The organism is Hymenobacter koreensis (assembly GCF_039541855.1).
Classification (GTDB): Bacteria; Bacteroidota; Bacteroidia; order Cytophagales; family Hymenobacteraceae; genus Solirubrum; species Solirubrum koreensis.
Map to the genome: position 1 here is coordinate 368743 of NZ_BAABHA010000001.1, position 26196 is coordinate 394938.

A 26196-nucleotide genomic window follows, 5' to 3' on the forward strand; every position below is an offset into this window, starting at 1 on the left:
CAGAGTATCTTTGCCACCGCTTCCACACGAACCGGGACTGGTTAATAAACGGCTTCGGCTACTTATTGCGAATGATCGGGTTCGGTTCTCGCACCGTTACATCCGATGAGCCTTTTAAATAAAAACATCCTGCTACTCATTCCCAACCTGGGCATGGGCGGCGCACAGCGGGTTTTTCACGACCACAGCGTGGAATTGGCCCATCATTTCATCGTTAAGGAAGCCGTATTTAACCTCGACGGTGGCAATCTATATCCCAGCGGTAACGAACTCATAAGTCTCGATGTATCCGGGGGCGGAAGCCCGCTCGACAAGGTGCGTAATTTTGGCCGCCGCATTTCTCGCTTGCGTAGCCTCAAGCAAAGGCTAGCTACCGATGTTTGCATAAGCCACCTAGAGGGTGCCGACTACGTGAACCTACTCAGCAAAGGCAGCGAGAAGGTTATTCTCTGCATTCACGGTTCTAAGCTGCACGATGGCAACATTCGAGGGCCCATTGGCTGGCTGCGGAAAAAAGTGCTCATGCCCGGCTTGTACAACCGCGCCGACCGGATCATCACGGTAAGCCGCGACATCAACCCTGAACTGATCGACGGATTTGGCGTGAAGCGGGAAAAGATTCAAACCATCAACAATTTCTTTGAGGTTGAGCAAATAGCTCAGAAGGCGCAAGAACCGCTTACGCCGCAAGAACAAGCCGTCTACGATGCTGCGCCGGTACTGGTAACCTCGGGCCGACTTACCATTCAAAAGAACCAAGCGCCTTTGCTGGATAGCTTCGCGGCGCTCATCAAGCAGCAGCCGGTCAAACTGGTGTTTGTGGGCGACGGGGAACTGCGCGACGAGTTGACCAGTCATGCGCGGGCCTTGGGCCTGCGCGTCTACGAAGCTTGGAGCGAAGCCCTGCTCACACCCGCGTACGACGTCTATTTCATGGGCATGCAGCAAAACCCCTTCAAATATATTCGGCCTGCGTCGCTCTTCGTATTTCCCTCTGCCTGGGAGGGCTTCCCGATGGCGCTTGGCGAAGCCATGATTTGTGGTGTTCCCGCCGTAACCACTGACTGCCCAACCGGCCCGCGCGAAATTCTCGCGCCCGATTCGGCCACGCCCGCCACCGGCATCCGCCGTGCCGAGCGGGCCGCCTACGGCGTGCTCATGCCCATGCTAAACCAGCCCGCCACCCTGGCCTCCGACCAACAGGTATGGACGACTACTTTGGCGCAATTGCTCAACGACCCGGCCGAGCGCCAGCGCCTCGGGAAACTGGCCAATCAACGCATGCAGGACTTCTCGCGCGAGAAAATATTCCGGCAGTGGGTAGCCGTGATAAATGACGTTCTGAACTCATGAGCGAACAGCCGAAAACGCAGCGGCCCGTTATCCTTATTGCCGATAACTCCACGGCCGTAACGGGCGCGCTCATGGCCATGCGCAACGCCACCGACCGTCTGCGCCACCGCTACGAGTTCGTGTACGTGCTGCCCACCGGCAGCCGCGGCGCTGAAGTGCTGGAAGCTGCTGGCTATCGGGTGCATGAGCTGCCTTTTGTGGAAATCAGTAAGCGCGTGCGCAATTTGTTGCTGTACATACCTATGCTGCTGGTAAACGGGTGGCGCTTAGCTAGCCTGGTGCGCCGGGAGAAGGCGGTAGCCGTGCACATGAATGACTTTTACAACCTCACCGGAGTGGTAGCACGGCTGCTGACGGGCCGGCCTCTGGTTACCCACGTTCGTTTTTTGCCGCACACGCAAATGCAGCCGTTGGCCCGTACCTGGCGCTGGGTGGCCGAGCATCTAGCCCAGCGCGTGGTCTGCGTGTCGCAGGCGGTGTATAGTTACTTCCGGCCGCTGCCGCACGTGCAGGTTATTGCCGACCCCATTCCCGAGCAGGAGAAATACGCTCCTACCAACCTGGAACCGCGCCCCGACGGCACCATACGCGTGTTGTACCTGAGCAATTACATTCCCGGTAAGGGCCAGAACTTTGCCGTAGAGGCTTTTCGCCAGGCTTACGCTACTGATCAGCGTTTGCGCATGCACTTTGCCGGAGGCGACATGGGCTTGGAGAAAAACCGGGAGTATCGCCGACAACTTGAGGCCGCCACCGCAACGGCTGGTTTAACAGACGTAGTGACTTTCGGGGGTTTTGTACAGGACGTAGAGGCCGCCATTAAGGAAGCCGACATTGTGCTTAACTTCTCCGAGTCGGAGTCCTTCTCGTTAACCTGTCTCGACGCACTGTTCTTTGGTACTCCGCTTGTTGCCAGCGACTGTGGCGGCCCGGCCGAACTGTTCGAAAACGGCCTTTCGGGCCTGCTGGTGCCTAACCGCGACGTGCCCGCCATGGCTGCCGCCCTGCAACGTTTGGCCGCCGACGCCGCTTTGCGCCAGCAGTTCGCCGCGGCGGGCCGAGCCTTCGTGCGCCGGAAGTTCAGCGCCGATGCCACGTACGAGCGGCTTGGAATGCTCTACGACGAACTTTTGACCAAACCCAGCGTCGCGTAAAACTTCCGCACCGCCCCAATAACTCTATCTTGCTGGTCTGAGCTGAGGTCATGGAACAGCGGCAGGCGCACCAAGCAACGACCGAAGCGCTCGGCATGAGGCAGGGGCCGCCCATCGTGACGAGGCGCAAAGTAGGGACTGGCGTGCAGGGGCAGGTAATGAAATACCGCCAAGATGTGCTGCGCGCGCATGTGCGCCAGAAGCTTGTCACGCTCTGACTCGGTGCGGCATATCAACGCAAACAGGTGCCAGTTGGGCGTGCTTTCAGCCGGGTGCTTTAGTAACTCTAGGCACCCCGCAGCAGCTAATGGCTCCAGCGCTTGTTGGTAGCGCTGCCACAGCTGTTTCCTGCGCTGCTGAATGGCTCCTAATGCGCCTAACTGAGCCCATAGGAAGGCGGCATTAAGCTCAGAGGGTAAAAAGGAAGACCCTACGTCCACCCACTCGTAGCGGGCGGCTTCGCCGCGGAAAAACGCAGCACGATTTGTTCCCTTTTCCCAGATAATTTCAGCCCGGGTAGCCAGTTGCGGATCATTCACTGCCAGTAATCCACCCTCACCCGAGCTGATGTTCTTGGTTTCGTGGAAGGAAAAAGCGGCTAGGTGGCCCATGGTACCCAACCGACGATTCTGGTAGCGCGATTCAACCGCCTGAGCGGCGTCCTCCACCACCCACAAACTGTGTTGCTTGGCCAGCGCAAGCAGCGCCTCCATGTCGCAAGACGTGCCCGCATAGTGAACTGGCACCAAGACACGGGTGCGTGGGGTAATAAGCCGAGCTACTGCTGCTACATCGAGGTTGGGATGAGTGGCCGTACTGTCGGCAAAAACGATGCGGGCGCCACGCAGTACAAAAGCGTTGGCCGTAGATGTGAACGTGTAGCTGGGGACAATCACCTCGTCGCCGGGCTGAATATCGAGCAGCAAGGCTGCCATTTCCAGCGCTGCCGTACCGCTGGTCGTCAGCAGCGCCTTGGCAATGCCATAATGCTCCTCGAAGTACTGCTGGCAACGCTGGGTGAATTGCCCGTTTCCGGAGAGCTTGCCGAGCAGAACGGCTTCTTGAATATACTTAAGCTCCGGTCCTACCAAGTGGGGGCGGTTAAAGGGAATAAAGTCGGGGGAATCAGCAGCAATATTCATGCGGTGACAATTTCGGGAATGCCGAGCAGTAAACGGCACAGGTAGCAAACCGAAGAGCGTGCCACAAGCAGAGTAACGGCAACGGCGCGGTGCGACCGAACCGCACCCGCGTTCTTTCGTATTTTTGCAGGCCGAAACGAAATTCAGCTCATAACCAGAAGCTGGGGCACGTTTCTTGTTCGGCGCCGGCCCGCCCGTGTTTGACCTGGTACGGGCGACTGGTTTTTGGTGGTTGTCAATTTACCCAATGAAGATTCTATTTCTGACGCCTTATCCCCAAGGCGAGGCGCCTTCCCAGCGGTTTCGTTTTGAGCAGTATCTGCCGGCGTTACGTGCGCGCGGCATTGAGTACTCCGAACGCGCTTTTCTGGATTTGCCCACTTGGCGGGTGCTCTACAAGCCTGGTCATGCAAAAACCAAGATGTGGGGTATTGTGAAAGGCTTCTTTCGTCGTTTGGCTACGTTGCCCGAGGTGCCGGGCTACGATTACGTATTCATTCACCGTGAAGCGTCGCCCATAGGGCCACCCGTGTTCGAGTGGATCATTGCCAAGCTGTTGGGCAAAAAGATTATCTATGATTTCGACGATGCTATTTGGATGGCCTTAACGTCGAAACACAACCAAATGGCGGCCATCGTAAAGTGGCACAGCAAGGTGGCCGACGTTTGCCGCTGGAGCTACAAAGTGAGTTGCGGCAACGATTTCCTATGCGAGTACGCCCGCCAGTACAACTCCCGGGTGGTGCTCAATCCCACCACTATTGACACGGTTAACCTGCACAACCGTACCAAAGACCAGAAAACCGACCGCGTTATTCTGGGCTGGACCGGCACCCATTCCAACATGGTGTACCTGGCGTCGTTGATGCCGGTGCTACGCCGCCTGGAGGAGAAGTACGATTTTACCTTCCGCGTTATTTCCAACCAGGATCCGCAACTGGACCTCAAAAGCTTCGACTACCTGCCGTGGCGCAAGACCACCGAAATTGATGACTTGGCCACTTTTAATGTGGGTGTAATGCCGCTGGAGGAGCAGGTCAGCCCATTGTCGTTGGGCAAGTGTGGTTTCAAGGCCTTGCAATACATGTCGTTGGGTATTCCGGCGGTGGCATCACCGGTGGGCGTGAATACTAAAATTGTGACCGACGGCGTCGATGGTTTCCTATGCAAGGACGAGGAAGAATGGTACCAAGCCCTGGCCCGCCTGATCGAGGATGCCGAACTGCGCATTCGGCTTGGTGCTAACGCCCAGCAAACAGTGCGTGCGCGCTATTCCGTGGTATCAAACACCGAAAACTTCGTGCGGTTGTTTTCGGTCGATACAGAGCCAGCGCGGGTAGTGACTGTTCCCGCAACGGCTTAATACATTTGCGCTTGCCCGTAGCTGGGCGCTGCTTTTCTATCGTACGTTCGAAATCAACGCGCGGTGGAGCTTCCTTTGCACCTTATTCTTTCTACTATGTTTGAAATCGGCCAGAAAGCTCAGCTTTCCAAAACGTTTACGGATGCCGACATCCGGACCTTCGCTGAACTGTCCGGCGATACGAATCCAGTTCACCTCGACGATGAGTTTGCCAAGTCTAGCTTGTTTGGTCGACGAATTGCCCATGGACTGCTTACCGCCTCGTTGCTGAGTGGCATTCTGGGAACCAAGATTCCTGGAACAGGGGCCATCTATCTGGGCCAAACCATCAAGTTTTTGCACCCCGTGTTTGTAGACGATACGATTACGGCGGAGGTAGAAGTAATCGGATTAAAGGAAGAAAAGAAGATAATCACGGTGCGCACCACCTGCACCAATCAGGATGGTAAAGCTGTGCTGGAAGGCGAGGCAGTACTCAAGTACGCTTAAGTGACCCGCATGCGTCAGGTCATTATCAACGCCGATGATTTCGGGCTCAGTCCCTCGGTGAGCCGCGCCATTGTGGACGCGTATCGGGCCGGCAACCTCACCAGCACCACCATGATGGTGAACATGCCCGGCACGGACGACGGTGCCCGGCTGGCTAGCGAAAACCCCGGCCTCGCCATTGGCCTGCATTTCTGCCTAAGCGAAGGCCGCCCGCTTACGGTTGCGCCCTCCCTCACCGATGCCAACGGCAACTTTCTGGAGCGTGGTGCTTTGCTCAAGCGAGCGTTGCGCGGCCAGGTAAAAGAAACTGAAGTACGCGCTGAGTTTGAGGCCCAACTAGCCAAGCTGGAAGGGCTGGGTATCAAGCCCACCCACACCGACTCGCACCAGCACGTGCACATGCTGCCAGCAGTGTTTCGGGCTATTGCGCCGGTGCTCAATGCCCGCAAGCTGCCGGTGCGCCTGGCCATTCCACACAAGCCCAGTCTGGCTTTGCTGCTGCGCTGGCCGCTAAAGTTTGTGCGTCAAAGCATTTTGTACCGCAGCAGTCAGCAGTTTAAACGCCAGGTAAGCACCCGTACCAACGATGTGCTGGTATCGGTGCACGATTTGAGCACGCCGCCCACCGGCTACACCGCCGAAACCCTGCGCCAACTCGTACACGAGGCTCCTGCCGATGCGCAAGTGGTGGAACTGATGGTGCACCCTTACATTCCCGGGGCTGACATCGACGCGTTATATCCCACGGATTTAGCGCTGCGAAAGCCGTTTTTTGAGAAATGCTACGCCGAGCACCGCATTCTGAGCGGGCCGCCTTTGTTTGCCCACGACCCTAACGTAACCCTGACCACGTATGGCTCAGCTTCCTGACGATATTACCATTACCCGCGCTACCCAGGCCGACCTGGCCGATGTGGTGGAGCTTAACCGCACCGAAAACGACGACGACCGGATGACTACCGGTTATTTGGACTGGTGGTATTTCAACAACCCGTTCAACTCGTTCTCCTTCTTCCTGGCGCGCTTTCAGGGCAAAGGAGCCGGTATGTGTACCTCGAACGATGCTATTTTTAGCATCAACGGCAAGCCCTGGAAATCGGGTTTTATCCAGAAGGTACTCACCTCGAACGCGGTGCGCGGCAAGGGCCTGTTTGGCAAGCTCTACGTGAAAACCGATACCGATTTCATGGAGCGCGGCGGCGACTGTTTCCTCGCTTTCCCGAATGCAGTAGCCAAGCCCATATACCTGGCCAAGTACAACTACAGCCACGGTATTTATCCCGACCTCACGCTGCTCTTTACCAACCCCGCGCATTTGCTTAGCGGCGGTAATTACGAGGTGGTGACCAAACTGGATGATGCTTTCTTCCAGATCGCATCCTTCCAGTTTAACAACGCCATGATCAAGGACCAAAAGTTCTTGCAGTGGCGCTACCTCACTTTCCAGTCGCCGCACTACAAGTACGTTACGCTGGCCGTTAAGCGTGCAGGTAAAGTGGTTGGCTACGTATTCCTGAAGAAAATCAAGAAGAAGGGCCTGCCAGTACACGTGCTCATGGATGTGGCTTGCCATTCCGAAACCGAACTGGCTTACCTCATCAAACAAGCTCGTATTTACGCCGCCAAAGACCTCTCGGTGGGCTTACTTTACATGGGCAACCCGCTCATTGACGCTGCCACCCGCGGGGTACTGCGTAAGTTCTGGCCTAACCAATTCGACTTTTTGGTGAAGGGCAAAAACCAGGGCGAAACCGATGAACTGGCGAAAGTTAAATTCAACTTCTTCTTCGGCGACCTGGACTTTGTATAGTCCACTGCTGGCGTTGCATTGGTTGTAACTCATTGCAACAAGCCCTGCACCATTGATTGTTTGTTCGCTGAAAACAGAGAAGCGGCGCCTCTAACGGAGCGCCGCTTCTCTGTTTTCGTCGATTTATGCTTGCTGGTTAGTCTGCTTGCTCTAAGCCGGAACGCCGGGCTGCCGTTGCGGTCTTGTGTCTTCCAGCACAATATTCGTGTCGTCGATCAGGTACAGCGGGCGGCGGCGAACATCCGCGCTAACCCGGGCTAGGTACTCTCCAATAATGCCGATGGCTATCAGCTGCACCCCGCCCAGGAAGAGGATGCTCACCATGAGCGAGGCCCAGCCAGGCTGGTAGCTTTGGCGGAAAAAGCGGGAGTAAAACGTGTAAATCATCATTACAAAAGCAATGGCGGACACGAAAAACCCAGCAACCGTGGAAACCTTAAGGGGAACATCCGAATAGCTCGTAATGGCATCCAGAGCCAGGCGAATCATTTTTCGGTAGGTCCAGGCGGTTTGCCCACCGGCCCGCTCGGCCCGGTCAAATTCCACAAACGTCTGCCGGAAGCCCACCCACGAAATCTGTCCTCGCATGTACTTGTTTTGCTCGGGCATGAGTTTAAGCGCTTCTACCACCTTGCGGTCCATGATGCGAAAATCACCCGTGTCGACGGGGATATCCACGTTCGTGAGGTTGGCCAGGGTGCGGTAGAAAAGCTTGGAGGTGAGCTTCTTCATGGCGCTTTCGCCTTCCCGGCTGCGGCGCTTAGCGTACACTACCTCGTAGCCTTGACGCAGCTTCTCGTACATCTGCGGAATGAGCTCCGGCGGGTCCTGCAGGTCGGCATCGATGATGACCACGGCTTGGCCCACGCACAGGTCGAGGCCGGCTGTAACGGCCATTTGCTGCCCAAAATTGCGGCTGAAGTTCACGTACCGCACATCGTCGTGTTGCGCGGCAAGTCCACGAATCAGTTCCAGAGAACGGTCGCGGGAACCGTCGTTGATGAATACGTATTCGCAGGACAAACCCATCGGGTCGATAACTCCCCGCAGGCGCTTATACAGCGTGGGAATATTGGCCTCTTCGTTAAAAATCGGAATAATTACGGAGAGGACCGTAGGCGAACCACTGACGTGGGAAGACATGATACAGAGGGCTCGTTTAAGTAGGCAGACCCAACAAAGGTAACGTGAAGCAGTGAATGGGCCGCTAATAGCCTAAGTAGAGTAACTCAGGCCTTTACTCCAGGGGAAGGTATGCCTACCAAGGCACAGCGAGGGTAGAAGAAGGGCTCCAAGTTACCGACTGACCGGTGCACGTAATGCCTTGTTAACGAAAAATGTCAGAGCTATGCGGCGCCTGCTAGCTGAGGACGACGCGGCGGTAGAACGCGGCGCTTTTTAGGCTTTGCCTTGCGTCTGACGAAGTCGTCCTGCAAGACGAACAAGGCTGTGACATAAAAAGGCCACATGGGGATGCGGTAGCGCACCAGGTTACCGAAGTTACCGGATGTAATAGCCGTGCCGATGGCGAAAAGCACCGAGAAAATAATACTGAACAGAATAAGCGGTGTGCTGCCAATCCGGCTGAAGGTCTTAAATAAACCGGTTCGATAGAATACGCGGGCTGTTAGGAAGGTAATCCAAAGTACTTCGAATGCCGAGAGCAGCATTACCGGGTTTCGTACCTCCCACACGAATGGACGAAACAAGCCAATGACAATGGCCTTGGGGGCAAGTTTGGGAATGTCTGCCGGGCCGGTAAAGTCGTCCATGTGGTAGCCCGAATTGCCCATGCCACGGGCCTTTCCCGATTCGTCCTGACTGATTTCGTTGTGGTAAGTAGAGGCCACCTTAGCACGATCTTCGATTTTATCAAAGTCGTAGTTCTGGTTACCCTCTGCTATCTTCTGGCTGGCAAAAAAGCCTATAACTGCCCCAATGAGCAACAGCACTGGCAGCACTAGGGCCCGAACCACGGAAGATTTGATCTTGGCGCTTTGCTGCGTGGCTACCCATACCATTACCGGCCCGAGGAAGCTGATCAGAATATAGATCTTAACCGATTGCAATACAATGCCACCAATCAGCAGCGCCATTATGGCCGCTACGGGTCTAGTACGGCTTACCAAGAGGTTGTAAAACCCATAAAACAGCCAGCCCAAAGCGCCAATACACAACGCATCTTTGGAAATGCCCGAACCCCAAAAAAATACTGACGGAATAAAGAATACCGAAATGGCCAGTTGCTTATACAAGTGCGGGTAGAGGCGGAGGAAGGTGTTGTAAAGCGCCCATACCCCGCTGAAACTCAGTATGGCGAACATAAGCGCCACCACGCTGTAGGAGTGAAAGCAGAACAGCGAAAGGAAGCCGCACACCTTCACAACGAAGTACTCTGTTTGGGCATCGTACCAGTGAATCAGGGCAACGTACTTGCCCATGTCCGGATCGTAGCTGCCGTCGTTAGACAGCAGCAGGCGGATGCCAATGCTGGGGCTGTCCCAAAAGGCGTCGTAAATGGCCTTCGACTCGTTAAAGTAGTTTAGGGTGTCGCCGCCCTGGTAATAGAACTGGTAAATTAAGCCCAGCGAAAAAGCGCCAAGAAACTTGACCGACAGCGCCGGAATAAAGTAACGCTTGGTTAGCGGATTGGTAAACCGAGGACGTACGGCGTAGGCCAACCCATAGAATAGCGCTAGATACAGTGGACCCAGGAACAAGTCCTTAAAGTCCATTCCGCCTAATCCTATTGTGCCGCCCAGTCCTGCCATAGCCCTTTACTTCCGTTTCGAACCCTTCACATACGCTCTGGCTTCGCGGTACTGCTCGCTTTTGCGGTCTGATTTGTTTTGCACTACGGTGTAGTAGCGCAATGCCGCTTTGCCGTCTTTTTCCTTGTCGGCAATGCGGGCCAGGTTCAGGTTAGCGTACAAATAAAAGCCGCCGGTAGTTTCGTTCGTGCTTTCGGCAAACACAATGCAGCGCTGGTAATACTCCTTGGCTTTGGGAATGTCTTTGTACTTGTTCTGCATAAGCCAGCCCAGGAAGTAGGTGGCGTACCGGCCGCTAATGCCCTCGTAGCCGGGGTAGCCGCGGTTGAGCTTGTCTAGAATTTCGCGGCTCACCCGCTCACACTCCCGAAACTCGCCCTCGTTGAACGTAAGCAGGGCGTAAAACCGCTGGAAATAACCGTTATCGGGGTAGCGGGTGGCCAGCAGGCGCGCAATGGGCATGGAGGCCGCCGGGTTATTCTCCTCGTTATTGAGGATGCGCATGAGGAAAAACTTGGCCTCGGTGCCGGTGTAAAAACCGTTGTCGGCTACGCTTTTGAGCTGCTTCAGGCCCAACTCGCGGTTGCCCCTGGGAAAGAACAGCAGCACGGGGCGCAGCAGCGGGTAATTCTCGCTGATCCAAACCGCGTAATAGTTGAACAAAGCCTGGCCGAAGAGAAACTCGGGGCTGAGGCCGTTGGCTTCCTGGCTTTTCTGCAGGTAGTCAAGGGCCCGTTTGCTGCTGACGGTGGCCTTGCGCCAGTCCTTGCGCTCGGCGTGCAGGCGGGCGTCGAATCCGTAGGCGGCCGAGAGGAAAAAGCAGGCCTCGTAATTGCGGTTGTCGATGTCGTAAAGCTTTTCGGCTTTGGTAATCGAGGTGTCCATGTAGGCGAAGAATACCTTGTCGTATTGCTTCGTCTGCACGTTGGTCGGTACTATTTTCCACCACTGGCTCAAACCCAGCAAAAAGTAGGGCATGGGGTGGTTGGGGTAGCGCCGCTTCAGAGACCGAAATTGCTTTTCGGCCTTGTCGTACTTGAAGTTGTAAAGGTTCTGCACGGCGCCTTCCAGCTCCAGCTGGATGTCCTTGTCGAGCAGCAGCCAGCCCGAGTAATCGACGGCGCCGGGCACTACGTCCACGGTGTCGAGCTGAATGTTGCGGATGGGAGCGGGCCTCCGGGTTGTATCGGGTTGCTGCGCCACTGCACGCGCGGGCAGCAGCATGCATAGCCCGCTTAGTAAGCACAACGACAGGATATAACGCAGATTCGGGAGCATGCAAATAGCGAATGGGAGCGAAAAGCGAGAAGGCCACCGGCGTTCCGTCGCCAAACGGAACCACAAAAATAGGATATTTAAGCCGGAATGGGACTTGTAACCCCCTACGTATGGAACTACTACGAACGTTGTGCCAACTGGCTGCGCCCTCCGGGAGTGAGGCCCCACTGACGGCATTTTTGCTTGATTATATCAACCGGCAAGCGCCTACCTGGCTAGTGCAGCCCGAAGTACTGGCTGGCGAGGAATTTCAGGATTGTATCATTCTGGTATTCGGGAAGCCGCGCACGGCCGTGTTTGCGCACATAGATTCCATTGGGTTTACGGTTCGGTACGGTCGCCAACTGGTGCGCATTGGCGGCCCCGACACCGAAACGGGCTACCGGCTGGTAGGAGAAGATTCGCAGGGCGCCATCGACTGCACGCTAACGGTAGATGACGAAACCGGCGCGTTGGGGTATGAGTTCAGTCGCGACATTGAGCGCGGCACCACGCTCACCTTCGCCTGCGACTTTCGCGAAACCGAAACGACGGTGCAAAGCTGCTACCTCGATAACCGGCTGGGAGTGTGGAATGCGCTGCAACTGTGCGAAACCCTGCAGGACGGCATTGTTGTGTTCAGTTGCTACGAAGAGCACGGCGGCGGCACGGTGAAGTTTCTGGCCAAGTACATCCACGAGCGGTTTGCCGTGCGCCAGGCCTTGGTGTGCGACATTACCTGGGTAACCGAAGGCGTGCACGCCGGGCAAGGCTGCGCCATTTCCCTGCGCGACTCCCTCATTCCGCGACGCAGCTACGTGGAACGCATTCGGCAGATAGCCAAGAAGTCGGGCATTCCGCACCAGTTGGAGGTGGAAGGTAGCGGCGGCTCCGACGGCAAGGAGTTGCAGCACGGTGCCCAGCCCTGGGACTGGTGCTTTGTAGGTGCGCCCGAAGACCACGTGCACACCCCACATGAACAAGTGCACAAAGCCGACATAGACAGTATGTTACGCTTGTATCAGGTACTGATGCGGGAGCTATAGGCTGTTGCAGAAGACGGAAGCATTTCTGGGTAAATGGGGCAGGAGCGAAGAAAAAACTTGGGCTTGCATTGAAATCCTCTATTTTTCAAGCATCAACCTTGCGTTGTCTTCACATTTCTCTCCTCCTACCAACCCTTAACACCGCTTTATGACCATTCTTTACCTCGCACCCGCGCTGGGGGTGCTGGCGCTGCTCTACACGGCGCTGCGTTCCAGCTGGGTGGCCCGGCAAGACGCTGGCGACGAACGCATGCGCACCATAGCCGGCTACATTGCCGACGGTGCCATTGCCTTCCTGAAAGCCGAATACAAAGTCTTAACCATTTTCGCCCTCATTGCCTGCCTGTTCTTGGGCTTTTTAAGCTACGGCAACGAACGGTCGTCCCCCATCATTATCGGTGCCTTTTTGCTGGGCGCCATCTTCTCGGCCGTGGCAGGCTTCATCGGGATGAAAATTGCCACCAAGGCCAACGTGCGCACCGCGCAGGCCGCCCGCACGAGTCTTTCGCAAGCCCTGAAAGTTTCCTTTGCCGGCGGTTCGGTAATGGGCATGGGCGTAGCGGGTCTGGCCGTTCTCGGCCTAGGGGGCTTGTTTATCGCCTTTTACTACATGTTTGTGAACGGTGCCTCGGCCAACGGACCCGAAATGGAGCGGGCACTGGAGGTTCTCACGGGCTTCTCGCTCGGGGCCGAAAGCATTGCCCTGTTTGCCCGCGTGGGCGGCGGCATTTACACCAAGGCCGCCGACGTAGGTGCCGACCTCGTGGGCAAAGTGGAAGCCGGTATTCCCGAAGACGACCCCCGTAACCCCGCCACCATTGCCGATAACGTGGGCGACAACGTGGGCGACGTAGCCGGCATGGGTGCCGACTTGTTCGGCTCGTACGTAGCCACCATCCTTGCAACCATGGTGCTCGGCCGCGAGGTCGTGGCCTCTGGCGACGCGTACAACGGCATGTCGCCTATTATTTTACCAATGGTAATTGCCGGCCTCGGCATCGTTTTCTCGTTGATTGGTATTCTGTTCGTACGGGTGAAAGAGGGCGGCAACGTGCAGGGCGCTCTGAACTTGGGCAACTGGATTTCTGTGGCGCTAACGGCCGCCGGCTCGTGGTTTGCCATTCATTGGATACTGCCCGGCGGTACACTTAGCATGGGCCGCCTCGGTTCGGCGCCTTTCACGGCCACCGATGTATTCTGGGCCGTATTCGTGGGCCTCGTAGTGGGAGCTTTGATGAGCATCATCACCGAGTACTACACCGCCATGGGCAAGCGTCCAGTCATGAGCATTGTGCAGCAAAGCTCCACCGGCCACGCCACCACCGTCATCGGCGGTTTGGCCGTGGGCATGGAATCCACGGTGCTGCCGATTATCGTGCTGGCCGCGGGCATTGTGCTCAGCTACGAGTGCGCCGGCCTGTACGGCGTGGCCATTGCCGCCGCCGGCATGATGGCCACCACGGCCATGCAGTTGGCCATCGACGCCTTCGGCCCCATTGCCGACAACGCCGGTGGTATTGCCGAAATGAGCGAGTTACCCAAGGAAGTACGCGAGCGGACCGATATTCTGGACGCTGTGGGCAACACCACTGCCGCTACCGGAAAAGGCTTCGCCATTGCCTCGGCCGCGCTTACCTCGCTGGCATTGTTTGCCGCCTTTATGGGCACTGCCGGTATTTCAAGCATCGATATCAGCAACGCCCGCGTGCTGGCTGGTCTGTTCATCGGCGCTATGATTCCGTTCATCTTCTCGGCTTTGGCTATTTCGGCCGTGGGCCGCGCAGCCATGAGCATGGTACAGGAAGTGCGCCGCCAGTTCCGCGAAATTCCGGGCATTATGGAAGGCACCGGCCGCCCCGAGTACGAGAAGTGCGTGGCCATTTCCACCCAAGCCGCTCTGCGCGAAATGCTGCTGCCGGGCGCTATTGCCCTCGTTTCGCCCATTATCATCGGTTACGCGTTCGGTCCCGAGGTTCTAGGCGGTACGCTGGCCGGCGTTACGGTATCGGGCGTGCTGATGGCCATGTTCCAGAGCAATGCCGGTGGCGCTTGGGACAACGCCAAAAAGTCGTTCGAGAAAGGCGTGATGGTAAACGGCAAAATGGAGTTCAAGGGCTCCGACGCCCACAAAGCCTCCGTAACCGGCGACACCGTGGGTGACCCGTTCAAGGATACTTCGGGGCCCTCCATGAACATTCTCATCAAGCTGATGAGCATTGTGTCGTTGGTTATAGCCCCGCACATTGCCGTGGATGGTACGGCCCCTGAGCGCGGTGTGGCGCCGCTGCCGCTGAAGCCAGCCGTAGAACAAGCGGTTGTGCCCACGGCTCAGCCCAAAGTGCGCTACGCCGATTTAGCCCCCGCTGCCACGCGAATCGTGCTTACTTCCCTAATGAAGCGCGCCGAGTAAGATCTGCTCTTTTGGCTGAATGATGTGGTGCCCCGGCTTTTAGTCGGGGCACCATGCGTTTAAACTCAATAGGGCCGGTTTTTGGCACAAGTCACATGAATGCGCCTACTTACTGCCTCACACGAATGGGGGAGGAGGGCCGGCGCGCTCGGTTTTGGTTTGTACCTTCGCGGCACTTTTTCGCTCTGCACCCTAAGCCGCCGGCATGTCGCAAGCCAATATTTCGCTGCATAACAAGGAGTTTACCCCGTATTTGCCCGAAGCGCAGATAACCGCCGCCGTACGCGAAGTGGCCGCCCGCATCAACCAGGATTACGCCGGCCAAACGCCGCTGTTCGTGGCCGTGCTCAACGGCTCGTTCATGTTTGCCGCCGACCTGCTAAAAGAGCTAACCGTAGCCTGCGAAGTAGCCTTTATTCGGGTAGCCTCGTATGCGGGCACCAGCTCCACTGGTGAAATCAAGGAAATTCTGGGTTTGCAGGAAGACGTAGCGGGCCGCCACCTCGTTGTTCTGGAAGACATTGTGGACACCGGCCACACCATGAAAGCCATGCTGGAGCAGCTGCACGCCAAACAGCCGGCTTCGGTGGAGGTTGCTACGTTGCTCATCAAGCCCGAATGCCTGCAGCACGAACTCAACATCAAGTACCAAGGCCTTTCGATACCCAACGATTTTGTAGTGGGCTACGGCCTCGACTACGACGGGCTCGGCCGCAATTACCGCGACCTGTACCGCGCCGTATAAGCCCCTAAGGCTGGCTACAATTTCTTAACTTACCCTCGCCCCCTCTTCTCTCACGTTCCCCGCTACCACTTCCAATCATGCTTAATATCGTGTTGTTTGGCCCTCCCGGAGCCGGCAAAGGAACCCAAAGCCAAAAGCTCATCCAGCGCTACGGCCTGGTGCACCTCTCCACGGGTGACCTGCTTCGTTCGCAGATTGCCCAGGGCACTGAGCTGGGCCTGACGGCCAAAAAACTCATGGACGCCGGCCAACTGGTGCCCGATGCCGTGGTTATTGGCATGATTGAAAGCCAGCTAGCCGGCAACACCCAGGCCGGTGGCTTTATTTTCGACGGTTTCCCGCGCACCATTCCCCAAGCCGTAGCTCTCGATGAGCTTATGCAGCGTTACGACACCGGTATTTCGTGCATGATTGCCCTGGAAGTAACCGAAGACGAGCTGGTGAAACGCCTGCTGGAGCGTGGCAAAACCTCCGGCCGCCCCGACGACCAGAACGAAGAGCTAATCCGTCGTCGGGTGGTGGAGTACAACACCAAAACCGCACAAGTAGCCTCGTACTACGCCGAGCAGGATAAATTCCACGCCATTCCCGGCATAGGCGCCATCGACGACATTTTCTCGCAGCTCTGCAGCCTCATCGATACGCACCAGCCCGCCACGGTAACCGACGGCGAGCAGGCGGCCGACGAAGTAAAGGCGTAACTTTGCAGCGCTACGGCGCTCCGGCAAAGTAGCATCTGACACAATCTGTCATCCTGAGCGTAGCGAAGGACCTTATCACGCCAGGGCGAAAATCGTATTTCGATTCGTTCTGTACTGAGGAGGTCCTTCGTTACGCTCAGGATGACAGCTTTTTACCAGCTGACCACTATGGCTTCCAATAACTTCATCGACTACGTCAAGATTTGCTGCCGCTCGGGCAGGGGCGGGGCCGGTTCGTCTCACATGTTCCGCTCGAAAGGGCGCCCCTTGGGTGGGCCCGATGGCGGCGACGGCGGCCGCGGCGGCCACATTATCCTGCGCGGCAACAAGCAGCTCTGGACGCTGCTGCACCTGCAATACAAGAAGCACGTTATTGCTGGCCACGGCGTGCCCGGTAGCGGCGGCCTCTGCACCGGTGCCGAGGGTGAAGACGTGATTCTCGATGTGCCGCTGGGCACCATCGCCCGCGACGCCGAAACCGGCGAAATCCGTGCGGAAATCACCGAGGACGGCCAGGAAATTATTCTGACGCCCGGTGGCCGCGGCGGCTGGGGCAACGACCACTTTAAATCGGCTACCAACCAAGCGCCTACGTATTCCCAACCCGGCGAGCCAGGCCAGGAGGTGTGGAACGTGCTAGAATTGAAGCTGCTGGCCGACGTGGGCCTGGTGGGCTTCCCGAATGCCGGCAAAAGCACGCTACTCTCAGTAGTTTCGGCGGCCACGCCCAAAATTGCCGACTATGCCTTCACCACCCTAGTACCGAACTTGGGCGTGGTGGGCTACCGCGACTACCAATCCTTCGTTATGGCCGACATTCCGGGCATCATTGAGGGCGCAGCCGAGGGCAAAGGCTTGGGTTTACGCTTCCTAAAGCACATTGAGCGCAACGCCACGCTGCTGTTCATGATTGCCGCCGACTCGCCCGACATTGCCGCCGAGTACCAGGTGCTGCTGAGCGAATTGGAGCAGTTTAACCCCGATTTGTTGGAGAAACGCCGCGTACTGGCCATTACCAAGGCCGACATGCTGGACGAAGAACTGGAAGCTGAAATCGAAGCCACGCTGCCCGCCGACGTGCCGCATGTGTTCATTTCCAGCATCACCCAAAAGAACATCCAGCAGCTGAAAGACCTACTCTGGCAGCAAATTCAGGATGCCCGCCGCGAAGACCCCAAACCGCTACGCCATAGCATTTGGGCCCAGAAACGAGCCGATGACGAAGTAGACGAAGACGAGTTTGACGATGAAGAAACGTCGGAAGATCAGCAGGATTAACTAGTTGGGTCTGATTCAACTCTAAAGACCGATGTGTAGGAAATGCTTTTCGATAGGCATTGAAGGCTTTGAGACTTGGCAAGACTTTGAATCTTTTACCAGATTCTTACGGGCCAAAATTGGAACAGGGCAATTACTCCTACTGGAAAAGCAGGCGCCAACATCATCGACCAATGATTTAACGAAAGCAGAAGCATACTACCAGTGCCGCAATTGCAACGTAACCTGGGCGCTTTCCTTTCCCGAAAATGCGTGGCGTGGTTATTTTCTGCCTGTGAAGCGAGCCGAAGCTTATGTGGAACGAGTTCAGGCCACAGACCGCTTGAAAAGCTTCGGATGTTTAATTCTAATAGCTGCTGCGCTGAGCTTATTACTCTGGAAGCTGGTTCATTGATTGGTTGTCCAGAATTGAGCAGGCAAAGCTTGATGCCTGAGCTCGTAATTGTTCTCAATTGCACTTGTTCCAACCCAGCGGTAGAGATGCTTCGACAAGCTCATCAGGACGTTAGATTCGGCAGAGGACTTTAATGCGGAGTGCGAAGAACTGTTAAGCGCTGAAACGCTCCAAGTTGGCACAAGCTTCTGCCGCCTCGTCCGAACCTTTTCACCTGAGCTTGGGGTTTCCGTGCCACTATGTCACGGGGCGGGGCTTTGGCAAACTCATTGTGCCTGCGCTATTTCCTAATTGAACATCCATCTGCCTGAAATACTTGACTTAAGGAATGGCTGACGCAACGTTTCCGAATCCCGACGAGCTGCAAAACGACGCAGCCGCTACCAATAGCGCCGACCACGTGGCCGGCGAAATGATGGAAGACCAAGCCGGTCAACCCGCCGATGGTGGCGCGCCCAAAGGCGAAGCCACCCGCACCGATCAGGAAGTGAGCGAGCTTAAAGACAAGTACCTGCGCCTCGCGGCTGAGTTTGAGAACTACAAGCGTCGCACCACCAAGGAGCGCTCCGACCTATTCAAAACCGCCAACCAGGAGCTCATGACGGCCTTGCTGCCGGTGCTCGACGATTTCGACCGTGCCTACCAGCACACCCGCGAAACCACCGACGCTAGTGTGGTGCGCGAGAGTGTCGACATCATTTACAACAAGCTTTCGAAAGCCTTGCAGCAGAAAGGCTTGCAGCCGATGAACGCGCAAGGCAATGCCTTCGACCCCGACCTGCACGAGGCCATTACCCAGATTCCCGCCCCCACCGAGGAGTTAAAGGGCAAGATTGTGGACGAAATTGAAAAAGGCTATTACCTCGGCGACAAAGTGATTCGTCACGCCAAGGTGGTGTTGGGCCAATAAGTAACTGATTACCTGCGCGTGCCGCACGCACCGAATTCATGGCAACGAAGCGAGATTTTTACGAGATACTGGGCGTAGCCAAAAACGCGTCGGGTGACGAAATCAAGAAGGCCTACCGCAAGGTGGCCATCAAGTTTCACCCCGATAAAAACCCCGACGACCCCACGGCCGAGGACAAGTTCAAGGAAGCCGCGGAGGCCTACGAGGTGTTGTCGGACGAAAACAAGCGCGCCCGCTACGACCGGTACGGCCACCAGGGTGTGGGCGGAGCCGGCGGCAACGGCCACGGCCCGAGCATGGAGGACATCTTCAGCCAGTTCGGCGATATTTTCGGCGGCGGTGGCGGTTTCGAAGGCTTCTTCGGCGGCGGTGCCCAGCGCGGTGGCCGGCGCGTGCGCAAGGGCTCGAACCTGCGCATCAAACTGAAACTAGACCTGGAGGAAGTAGCCAATGGCGTCGAGAAGAAGATTAAGGTGAAGCGCTACACCGCTTGCGCCCCGTGTTCCGGCACCGGTGCTAAGAACGGTACCGAGCTCAAGGACTGCGGCACTTGCCACGGCCAGGGCCAGGTTAAGCGCGTGGTGCAAACCATGCTCGGCCAAATGGTTAGCTCCTCTACTTGCCCCACCTGCCACGGCGAAGGCAAGATTGTGAGTGCCACCTGCGACGTATGCCGCGGCGAAGGCCGCCAGCTAGCCGAGGAAATCATTCCGATCAACATTCCGGCCGGCGTGGCCGAGGGCATGCAGCTTTCCATGAGCGGCAAGGGCAACTACCCCGAGCGCGGCGGCATGGCCGGTGATTTGCTCATTCAGATTGAGGAAGAGCCGCACGAGTTCCTGAAGCGCGACGGCAACAACGTGGTGCTCGACCAATACATTTCCATCATCGACGCCGCTTTGGGTGCAAACCTGGAAGTGCCCACGATTGAGGGAAAAGTAAAGGTGAAGATTGACCCCGGCACACAGGCCGGTAAGATTCTGCGCCTGCGCGGCAAAGGCATTCCCGACCTGAACGGTTACGGCAAAGGCGACCAACTCATTCATGTGAATGTGTGGACGCCCAAAACGGTGACCAACGACGAGCGGGCGGCACTGGAAAAGCTGCGTAACTCGCCCAACTTCACGCCCAGCCCCGGCAAAAACGAGAAAGGCTTCTTCGAGAAAGTGAAGGAGTATTTCCAGTAAACCTGCTGGCTGATTCGAAAATGCAAAAGCCTGCTCCCAATAAAGGAGCAGGCTTTTTTTGATGGCTAAAGCGAGCCGAAGTACTTAGCGTGCAGCAAGGAATTGACGCAGGATGGCCGTACGGCCCGGTAGGTCTAGCTTATCGGCGCGGAGCTTGCCGTTATCGAGGCGCACATTATAGGCCCACGCCACCACGGCCAGAATCAGCCAAAAGGCGGTTTGGCCGAACTTGCCTTGACACAGGCAAATCACGCCGTAGAAAAACATAAAAGCGGCGGTGTACAGGCTCCGGGTATCCATAATTGAAAAGGTAGAAGGTGAAGTTTGACGGATGAATCGGCGAAGTGGGCGTAGCATTACACGCTTCGACAAAAAAATATTTCTGGCCATTGGCTGTAATGCCGAGGGTCCGGCGCCGATTCATACCGTGTATTTCGGTTCCTTCGTCCGCGTATGCCGCCCGATGCCCCTTCTCAGCCCTTTGTTGCCCTCATCAACGAGCACCAGCCGTTGATTCGGCGCGTCTGCCGGCTGTATTGCCAAGATGCCGATGACCGGCAGGATCTGTTTCAGGAAATCGTGCTGCAGCTCTGGCGGGCCTACCCGCGCTACGAGCCGCGGGCCAAAGTCAGCACTTGGCTGTACCGCATTGCGCTGAACGTGGCCATTAGCAACCTGCGCCAACGCACCCGCCGCCCCGCCCCCGACCGCCTCGACTGGCACGTGCTGGAAATGGCCCAAGCGGCCGAAGCCGGTTATGAGCCCAGCCAGATCGACGAGCTGTACCGCGCCATTGAAAAGCTCTCCGACGTGGAAAAAGCCTTTGTGCTGCTCTACCTCGAAGACCGCAGCTACGAAGAAATGGCCGACATCCTCGGCATCACCCAAAACAATGTGCGCGTGAAAATGCACCGCGTGCAAGACAAGCTCCGCACCCTTTTAGCCCGACTTGTGTAATGGAACTCGATGATTTGCGCCGGAACTGGAAGCTTGCCGCTACCGCCGGTAATTCCGCTGATTCTTTCGATTCAACCGCGCTGACAAAGTTGCTGGCGCAAGGCGATGCTTCCCCCAACAGCAAAATGCGCCGCAATGCACGGTTGGAAACCAGCTTTACGGTGCTTTGCCTGCTGGCCAGCCTGGCGGGCTTGTTCTTCGTGGAAGATACCGGTCGCCGCGTTATGCTGCTCTGGATTATGCTGCTGTGCGTGGTTAGCTTGCTAAGCTACCACCGCCGCATGACGGGCCTGTTGGAAACCGAGTACGCCGACGGCAACGTGCGCGAGTACGTAACGCAGCAAGTCGCGAACATCCGGCGCCTGATCGAGCAAAGCGTGCAATCCGTGTTGCGCACGGTGCCGGTATCGTTGGGCATTGGCATGTTTTTCTCGGGCAGCCGCTTGCTAACGAATTATTCCGGCCGGCTGTTGTGGACGCAGTTGGCCCTGCTGGTGGCGGGTTACGGCGTTATTTGGGCGCTTACACACTTCTTGTTGGGCCGTTTAGCCCGGGCTACTCTACAAGACCTCTACGGCCAGCACCTCGACCGGTTGGAGGGCTACTTGCGTGAATTGCAAGACCAGGAGGCGTAAGACGGTGATTATTTCAGCCCGCTTATTACCCGTTAACGCCGCGAAATATACCGTTCGTTGAAGATTGGCTCTGCGGATGCACCGCCTAGCCGCTCAACTCTCTACCTTGTGCTAGCAACCATCTCGAAACCGCTGTGAAACCGATTCTACAGGCCATTGACGTACGCAAGCAGTACGCCAACCACACCGCCCTCGATGGCGTGAGCATCGACATTCCCGAAGGCTCCATCTTCGGGCTGCTCGGTCCCAACGGCGCCGGCAAAACCTCGCTCATCCGCATCATCACCCAAATTACCGGGGCTGATTCGGGCCAGATTATGTTCCGTGGCGAGAAGCTAAACCCTTCGCACATCGGCCAAATTGGCTACTTGCCCGAAGAGCGCGGCCTCTACAAGAAAATGAAGGTAGGGGAGCAGTTGCTGTACCTCTCGCAGCTCAAGGGCATATCGAAGGCCGATGCCACCCAGAAAATCAAGTACTGGCTCGATCGGTTCGACATCAAGTCCTGGGTTGATAAAAACGTGGAGGACCTCTCCAAAGGCATGCAGCAGAAGGTGCAGTTTGTGGCCACCGTGGTGCACGACCCCAAACTGCTCATCCTCGACGAGCCTTTCTCCGGCTTCGACCCCATTAACGCCAACCTGCTGAAGGACGAGATTCTGGCCATGCGCCAGCAGGGCACCAGCATCATTTTCTCGACGCACCGCATGGAATCGGTGGAGGAAATGTGCGACCATATTGCCCTGATCAACCGCTCGAAGAAAGTACTCGACGGCAAGGTAAGCGACGTGAAAAACGGCTACCGCGACCAGACCTTCGAAGTAGAGGGCAAGGGCCACTTAATAGTAATGCACCCCGATTTCGAGGTGATTGAGCACAAGGAGCGCGAAAACGGCCATTTCTACGACCGCATCCGCATTGTGCACGGTACGCCGAACGACTTGCTGCGTTACCTCATTGGCAGTGTGGAGGTCCACGCTTTCCGCGAGAAGGTGCCCACCATCAACGAAATCTTCATTCGGCGTGTGCGGGAAACCCACCCCGACTACGTGCCCGAAACCGATTCTGTAACCGCTTAAGAGCCAACCGCTACTTCTATGTCTAAAATCTGGCTCATCGCCACGCGCGAATACCTGACCCGCGTGCGCAAAAAGAGTTTTATCATCATGTCCCTCATTGGGCCTTTGCTCACCGTGGCTTTGTTCGCGGTGCCGGTGCTCATCGCCAAGATGTCGGACGGCGGCAAAGTGGTGGCCGTGGCCGACGCCGGCGGGCTGTTCACCGAAAAGCTGCCCGAGGCCACAGCCGACCTGCGCTTCATTCGCGTGTCGCCCGACCTGGCCACGGCCAAGGACGAGTTCAAGAAAGCCAAGCACGACGCGCTGCTCTACGTGCCCAAGGTGGATATTGCCAACCCCGTGGGTTTCCAGGTGTTTTCGCGCAAGGGCCTGGGTCTTTCGCTGGAGCGCGACATTCAGCGGGCGGCTAACAAGGCCATCGAGAACCAGCGCCTGCAGAAAGCCGGCATCGACCGCGCCGTGCTCGACAACCTGAAGGCCAACGTGGACCTGCAAACCGTTAGCTTGAGCGACGACGGCGAGAGAAGCTCCAGCACCGGTATCAGTACAGGCGTGGCCTATTTCTTCGGCTTCCTGATCTACATTTTCATTTTCCTCTACGGCGTGCAAATCATGCGCGGAGTGATGGAGGAAAAAACCAACCGCATCGTGGAAGTGGTTATTTCCTCGGTGAAGCCTTTTGAACTGATGATGGGCAAGGTGCTGGGCATTGCCGGCGTGGGCTTCACACAGCTGGCGCTGTGGGTGCTGCTTTCGGTGGGCATTACCTCGGCCGCCTCCGCCTTCGTCAGCCCCGACAAGGCCCTGGCCAGCCAGACCGCCCGCGTATCGGCCGCCGCGCCCGACGCAGCCACTACGGCCATTGCCCGCGCCGACACCCCCGACGACGCGGCCGCCAAGCAAACCAACTTCACGGCCAAGTTCATGCAGGAAGTAAGCAACGCCGACCTGAACGTACCCCTGCTGCTGGGCTGCTTCCTGTTCTACTTCCTGGGCGGTTACCTGTTCTACGGCGCCCTGTTTGGCGCCATCGGCTCGGCCGTGGACAGCGAAACGGACACCCAGCAGTTCATGATGCCCGTGACCATGCCGCTGGTACTAACCTTCGTGGTGTCGCAGGCCATCCTGACGACCAACCCCAACGGCTCGGTAGCGTTCTGGATGTCGATTTTCCCGCTGACTTCGCCCATTGCCATGATGATGCGCCTGCCCTTCGGCGGGGTTCCCACCTGGCAGTTGCTCCTGTCGATGGCGTTGCTCATTGCCGGGTTTATAGGCACCATTTGGCTGGCCGGCCGCATTTACCGCGTGGGTATTCTCATGTACGGTAAGAAAGTGACCTACGGCGAGCTGTCGAAGTGGCTGTTCTACAAAGGCTAATTGCAACCTTTAGCACCCAAAGCCCCTCTTGCTTGCGAGAGGGGCTTTTTGCTGCCCTTCGCCCAAGTATAACATTCTATTTCGCCTGCATGAAGCCATTACTACGTCTGCCTTTATGGCTGTTAACCGCCTTTATACTGCTTGTGAGCTGTAAAAAGGAAGACCCGCTCAAGGGCAAGCTCCGTTACAAAGTGGAGGTGCGCGTTACCGGCGAAAACCTTACCGGTTTAGGTGCCGAAATGAGCTACACTTCCATCCGGAATACCCTCACCGACCCCAAGCCCGGTCCCAGCGCGCAGTACAGCTACGCCACGCGCGTCAGCGAAACCTACGAACTGGGTGAATTTGGCATGTACGATGCCCTGGAAGTGACCCTGGCTATGCGCAACGTAACGTGCAACAACGCCGCTCAGTTGGGCCCAAACAGCTGGTTGAGAGCAGAAATACTGGCCAATGGACTGGTGATAGATAGAGTGGAATTGAACAGCGCTTCGGCCCGTAACCTAAGTTGTACCGCGCCTTATCTAGCCCTGGTAGCCCTAGCGGGCGGCTCGGGCGGCGACGGTTGGGACGATTAACATCTTGTTTCTTTGTTTCTGATGCGAGGCCGGGCATGTTGCCCGGCCTCGTTGTTATTTATCCGTTTGCCAACTCCCGCCACCCTTAGCTGGTCTTGTAAGCCCAACTGCCAGGAAGTTCGTTGGTTGCTGCTGCCCGGCCCGCTGCTGAAGGATGAACAGCAACGCTTTATTGTGCGTAAAGCTGAAGCATACCCAATGGTTAATGCACTGCTGAGGGCGCTTTGGCGTGTGTGCATGACCGAACACGAAGGCCCATCGATTAAAATCATGGGTTTCTCCAAACCAAAACCAAAGACCATGGTGAGAATTGGAATCATCATCGCAGCCACGTGTATCGGCCTGAGCGCCTGCAACCGCGGCACCAACGACGCTAACGTGCAGGAGGCCATCGGCAACGAAACGGCGGGCCAGCCGGTGGAAACCCGGAAGCCAGGGACCGACTACAAGCCCGCCTTCAGTGGTCAAACCCGCGCGCCGGGTGTAAAAACCTCCGCGGCGTATCAGGTACAGGTGCTTGCCGAAAGCCTGACCAAACCCTGGGACATTGCCACCATGCCCGACGGACGCTTCCTGGTTACCGAGAAAGAAGGCACCATGCGCATCGTTACGGCAAGCGGGCAGGTTAGTGAAAAGATTGGCGGAATTCCCGAGGTGGTAGCGGCGGGCCAGGGCGGCTTGCTCGGGCTGGCTCTCGATCCGGACTTCGGCACCAGCCGCATGGTTTACTGGACGTTTACGGAAAAGAGAGGCCAGGGAAACCTGGCGGCCGTAGCCAAAGGCAAGCTTTCTGCTGACGAGCGACGCATCGAGAATGCCCAGGTTATTTACCGGGCCGAACCGGCTTACGATGGCAACAACCACTACGGGAGCCGGCTGGTGTTCGATAAATCGGGCAATCTGTACGTCACGTTCGGCGAACGTTTTGAGAAGGAGCGGCGGGCAAACTCGCAGAATCCCGGTACGGCAGTGGGCACCATCGTGCGCATTAACAAAGACGGCCAGCCTGCGGCCGGCAACCCGTTTGCAAGCCAGGCCAAAGCTTTACCCGAAGTGTATTCCATCGGCCACCGCAGCCCCCAGGGAATTGATATTCACCCCGAAACCGGCGACCTGTGGATGACGGAGATGGGGCCAAAAGGCGGCGACGAGCTGAACCTGATTCAGCCCGGCAAGAACTACGGCTGGCCCGTCATTACTTACGGCCTCGAGTACAGCGGCGAAAAAGTAGGCGCAGGCATTACCCAGCGCGAGGGCATGGAACAGCCCACCTATTACTGGGACCCCGTGCTGTCGCCCAGCGGCATGACCTTTTACCAAGGCAGCGCCATTCCCGAATGGAAAAACAACCTGTTCATCTGTGGCCTCAACAGCTACCACATTGCCCGGCTGGTGCTGGAAAACCGGAAAGTAGTAGGGGAGGAGCGCCTGGCCGCCGACCAGCAGCAGCGTTTCCGCGACATTGCGGAGGGCAAAGACGGAGCCTTGTACGCCGTTACCGATGCCGGCCGGCTGTACCGCATCGGGAAAAGTGCCGGCAGCGGGCAGTAGCCACGT

At 57.0% G+C, this 26196-nt stretch carries 24 protein-coding genes; 19 read left to right on the forward strand and 5 right to left on the reverse strand.

Features of this window, described 5'->3' with window-relative positions; all coding sequences use genetic code 11:
- Positions 1–105 precede the first annotated feature (105 nt).
- Both ABD903_RS01575 and ABD903_RS01580 read left to right on the forward strand, forming a co-directional pair.
- Positions 106–1353, forward strand: coding sequence for a glycosyltransferase (locus ABD903_RS01575; protein ID WP_345220755.1), 1248 nt, complete (start codon positions 106–108; stop codon positions 1351–1353).
- Complete coding sequence (locus ABD903_RS01580) at positions 1350–2507, forward strand: glycosyltransferase family 4 protein (RefSeq protein WP_345220757.1); 1158 nt, start codon at positions 1350–1352, stop codon at positions 2505–2507. The genes ABD903_RS01575 and ABD903_RS01580 overlap by 4 nt, the downstream gene beginning before the upstream one ends.
- Here the strand turns inward: ABD903_RS01580 and rffA are convergent.
- A complete protein-coding gene (rffA, locus tag ABD903_RS01585) occupies positions 2471–3649 on the reverse strand; it encodes a dTDP-4-amino-4,6-dideoxygalactose transaminase (RefSeq protein WP_345220758.1) in 1179 nt (392 codons plus the stop codon). The two genes, ABD903_RS01580 and rffA, sit on opposite strands and share 37 nt — an antisense overlap.
- 247 nt (positions 3650–3896) lie before the next feature.
- Here rffA and ABD903_RS01590 point away from each other — a divergent pair, with 247 nt between their 5' ends.
- The 4 genes from ABD903_RS01590 (at position 3897) to ABD903_RS01605 (ending at position 7311) form a co-directional block, all read left to right on the forward strand.
- The gene (locus ABD903_RS01590) at positions 3897–5012 is read left to right on the forward strand and encodes a glycosyltransferase family 4 protein (RefSeq protein WP_345220760.1); all 1116 of its coding nucleotides are present in this window, start codon (positions 3897–3899) and stop codon (positions 5010–5012) included.
- Positions 5013–5108: 96 nt separating this feature from the next.
- Positions 5109–5501, forward strand: coding sequence for a MaoC family dehydratase (locus ABD903_RS01595; RefSeq protein WP_345220762.1), 393 nt, complete (start codon positions 5109–5111; stop codon positions 5499–5501).
- A 9-nt stretch (positions 5502–5510) separates the two neighbouring features.
- Positions 5511–6371 carry a ChbG/HpnK family deacetylase gene (locus ABD903_RS01600; RefSeq protein WP_345220763.1) on the forward strand — a complete coding sequence of 287 codons (861 nt, stop codon included), beginning with the start codon at positions 5511–5513 and terminating at the stop codon, positions 6369–6371.
- Entirely contained in the window at positions 6355–7311 is a 957-nt protein-coding gene (locus tag ABD903_RS01605; protein WP_345220765.1) for a GNAT family N-acetyltransferase, read from the forward strand. The genes ABD903_RS01600 and ABD903_RS01605 overlap by 17 nt, the downstream gene beginning before the upstream one ends.
- A 150-nt stretch (positions 7312–7461) precedes the next feature.
- Here the strand turns inward: ABD903_RS01605 and ABD903_RS01610 are convergent, their stop codons facing one another.
- The 3 genes from ABD903_RS01610 to ABD903_RS01620 all read right to left on the reverse strand — a co-directional run bounded on the left by ABD903_RS01610 (position 7462) and on the right by ABD903_RS01620 (position 11360).
- Entirely contained in the window at positions 7462–8454 is a 993-nt protein-coding gene (locus tag ABD903_RS01610; RefSeq protein WP_345220767.1) for a glycosyltransferase family 2 protein, read from the reverse strand.
- A gap of 203 nt (positions 8455–8657) precedes the next feature.
- Positions 8658–10046: a hypothetical protein gene (locus ABD903_RS01615; RefSeq protein WP_345220768.1), complete on the reverse strand. Its 1389-nt coding sequence runs from the start codon at positions 10044–10046 to the stop codon at positions 8658–8660.
- Positions 10047–10088: 42 nt separating this feature from the next.
- The gene (locus tag ABD903_RS01620) at positions 10089–11360 is read right to left on the reverse strand and encodes a tol-pal system protein YbgF (RefSeq protein ID WP_345220770.1); all 1272 of its coding nucleotides are present in this window, start codon (positions 11358–11360) and stop codon (positions 10089–10091) included.
- A 110-nt stretch (positions 11361–11470) separates the two neighbouring features.
- On the opposite strand from ABD903_RS01620, the gene ABD903_RS01625 reads away from it, so the two are divergent.
- From ABD903_RS01625 to dnaJ, 7 genes are all read left to right on the forward strand, one after another.
- Complete coding sequence (locus ABD903_RS01625) at positions 11471–12385, forward strand: M20/M25/M40 family metallo-hydrolase (protein ID WP_345220771.1); 915 nt, start codon at positions 11471–11473, stop codon at positions 12383–12385.
- Between the two features lie 148 nt (positions 12386–12533).
- Positions 12534–14795, forward strand: coding sequence for a sodium-translocating pyrophosphatase (locus tag ABD903_RS01630; protein ID WP_345220773.1), 2262 nt, complete (start codon positions 12534–12536; stop codon positions 14793–14795).
- A 205-nt stretch (positions 14796–15000) separates the two neighbouring features.
- Positions 15001–15540 carry a hypoxanthine phosphoribosyltransferase gene (hpt, locus tag ABD903_RS01635; protein WP_345220775.1) on the forward strand — a complete coding sequence of 180 codons (540 nt, stop codon included), beginning with the start codon at positions 15001–15003 and terminating at the stop codon, positions 15538–15540.
- 77 nt (positions 15541–15617) lie between these two features.
- Positions 15618–16241, forward strand: coding sequence for an adenylate kinase (locus ABD903_RS01640; RefSeq protein WP_345220777.1), 624 nt, complete (start codon positions 15618–15620; stop codon positions 16239–16241).
- 168 nt (positions 16242–16409) lie between these two features.
- Complete coding sequence (obgE, locus tag ABD903_RS01645; protein ID WP_345220779.1) at positions 16410–17519, forward strand: GTPase ObgE; 1110 nt, start codon at positions 16410–16412, stop codon at positions 17517–17519.
- A gap of 722 nt (positions 17520–18241) precedes the next feature.
- The gene (locus ABD903_RS01650) at positions 18242–18823 is read left to right on the forward strand and encodes a nucleotide exchange factor GrpE (protein ID WP_345220780.1); all 582 of its coding nucleotides are present in this window, start codon (positions 18242–18244) and stop codon (positions 18821–18823) included.
- 38 nt (positions 18824–18861) lie between these two features.
- A complete protein-coding gene (gene dnaJ / locus ABD903_RS01655) occupies positions 18862–20010 on the forward strand; it encodes a molecular chaperone DnaJ (RefSeq protein WP_345220781.1) in 1149 nt (382 codons plus the stop codon).
- An 84-nt stretch (positions 20011–20094) separates the two neighbouring features.
- Here dnaJ and ABD903_RS01660 read toward each other — a convergent pair whose 3' ends face one another.
- Positions 20095–20310: a hypothetical protein gene (locus ABD903_RS01660; protein ID WP_345220783.1), complete on the reverse strand. Its 216-nt coding sequence runs from the start codon at positions 20308–20310 to the stop codon at positions 20095–20097.
- 153 nt (positions 20311–20463) lie between these two features.
- Here ABD903_RS01660 and ABD903_RS01665 point away from each other — a divergent pair, with 153 nt between their 5' ends.
- The 6 genes from ABD903_RS01665 to ABD903_RS01690 all read left to right on the forward strand — a co-directional run bounded on the left by ABD903_RS01665 (position 20464) and on the right by ABD903_RS01690 (position 26190).
- On the forward strand, positions 20464–20967 hold the full coding sequence (locus ABD903_RS01665) for an RNA polymerase sigma factor (RefSeq protein WP_345220784.1): 504 nt from the start codon (positions 20464–20466) through the stop codon (positions 20965–20967).
- The gene (locus tag ABD903_RS01670) at positions 20967–21602 is read left to right on the forward strand and encodes a hypothetical protein (RefSeq protein WP_345220786.1); all 636 of its coding nucleotides are present in this window, start codon (positions 20967–20969) and stop codon (positions 21600–21602) included. The genes ABD903_RS01665 and ABD903_RS01670 overlap by 1 nt, the downstream gene beginning before the upstream one ends.
- 134 nt (positions 21603–21736) lie before the next feature.
- Positions 21737–22681, forward strand: coding sequence for an ABC transporter ATP-binding protein (locus tag ABD903_RS01675; RefSeq protein ID WP_345220788.1), 945 nt, complete (start codon positions 21737–21739; stop codon positions 22679–22681).
- 18 nt (positions 22682–22699) lie between these two features.
- Positions 22700–24061 carry an ABC transporter permease gene (locus ABD903_RS01680; protein WP_345220790.1) on the forward strand — a complete coding sequence of 454 codons (1362 nt, stop codon included), beginning with the start codon at positions 22700–22702 and terminating at the stop codon, positions 24059–24061.
- A gap of 89 nt (positions 24062–24150) precedes the next feature.
- Positions 24151–24639, forward strand: a complete 489-nt coding sequence (locus ABD903_RS01685; protein ID WP_345220792.1) for a hypothetical protein — start codon at positions 24151–24153, stop codon at positions 24637–24639.
- A gap of 300 nt (positions 24640–24939) precedes the next feature.
- Positions 24940–26190, forward strand: a complete 1251-nt coding sequence (locus ABD903_RS01690) for a PQQ-dependent sugar dehydrogenase (RefSeq protein WP_345220794.1) — start codon at positions 24940–24942, stop codon at positions 26188–26190.
- Positions 26191–26196 lie beyond the last annotated feature (6 nt).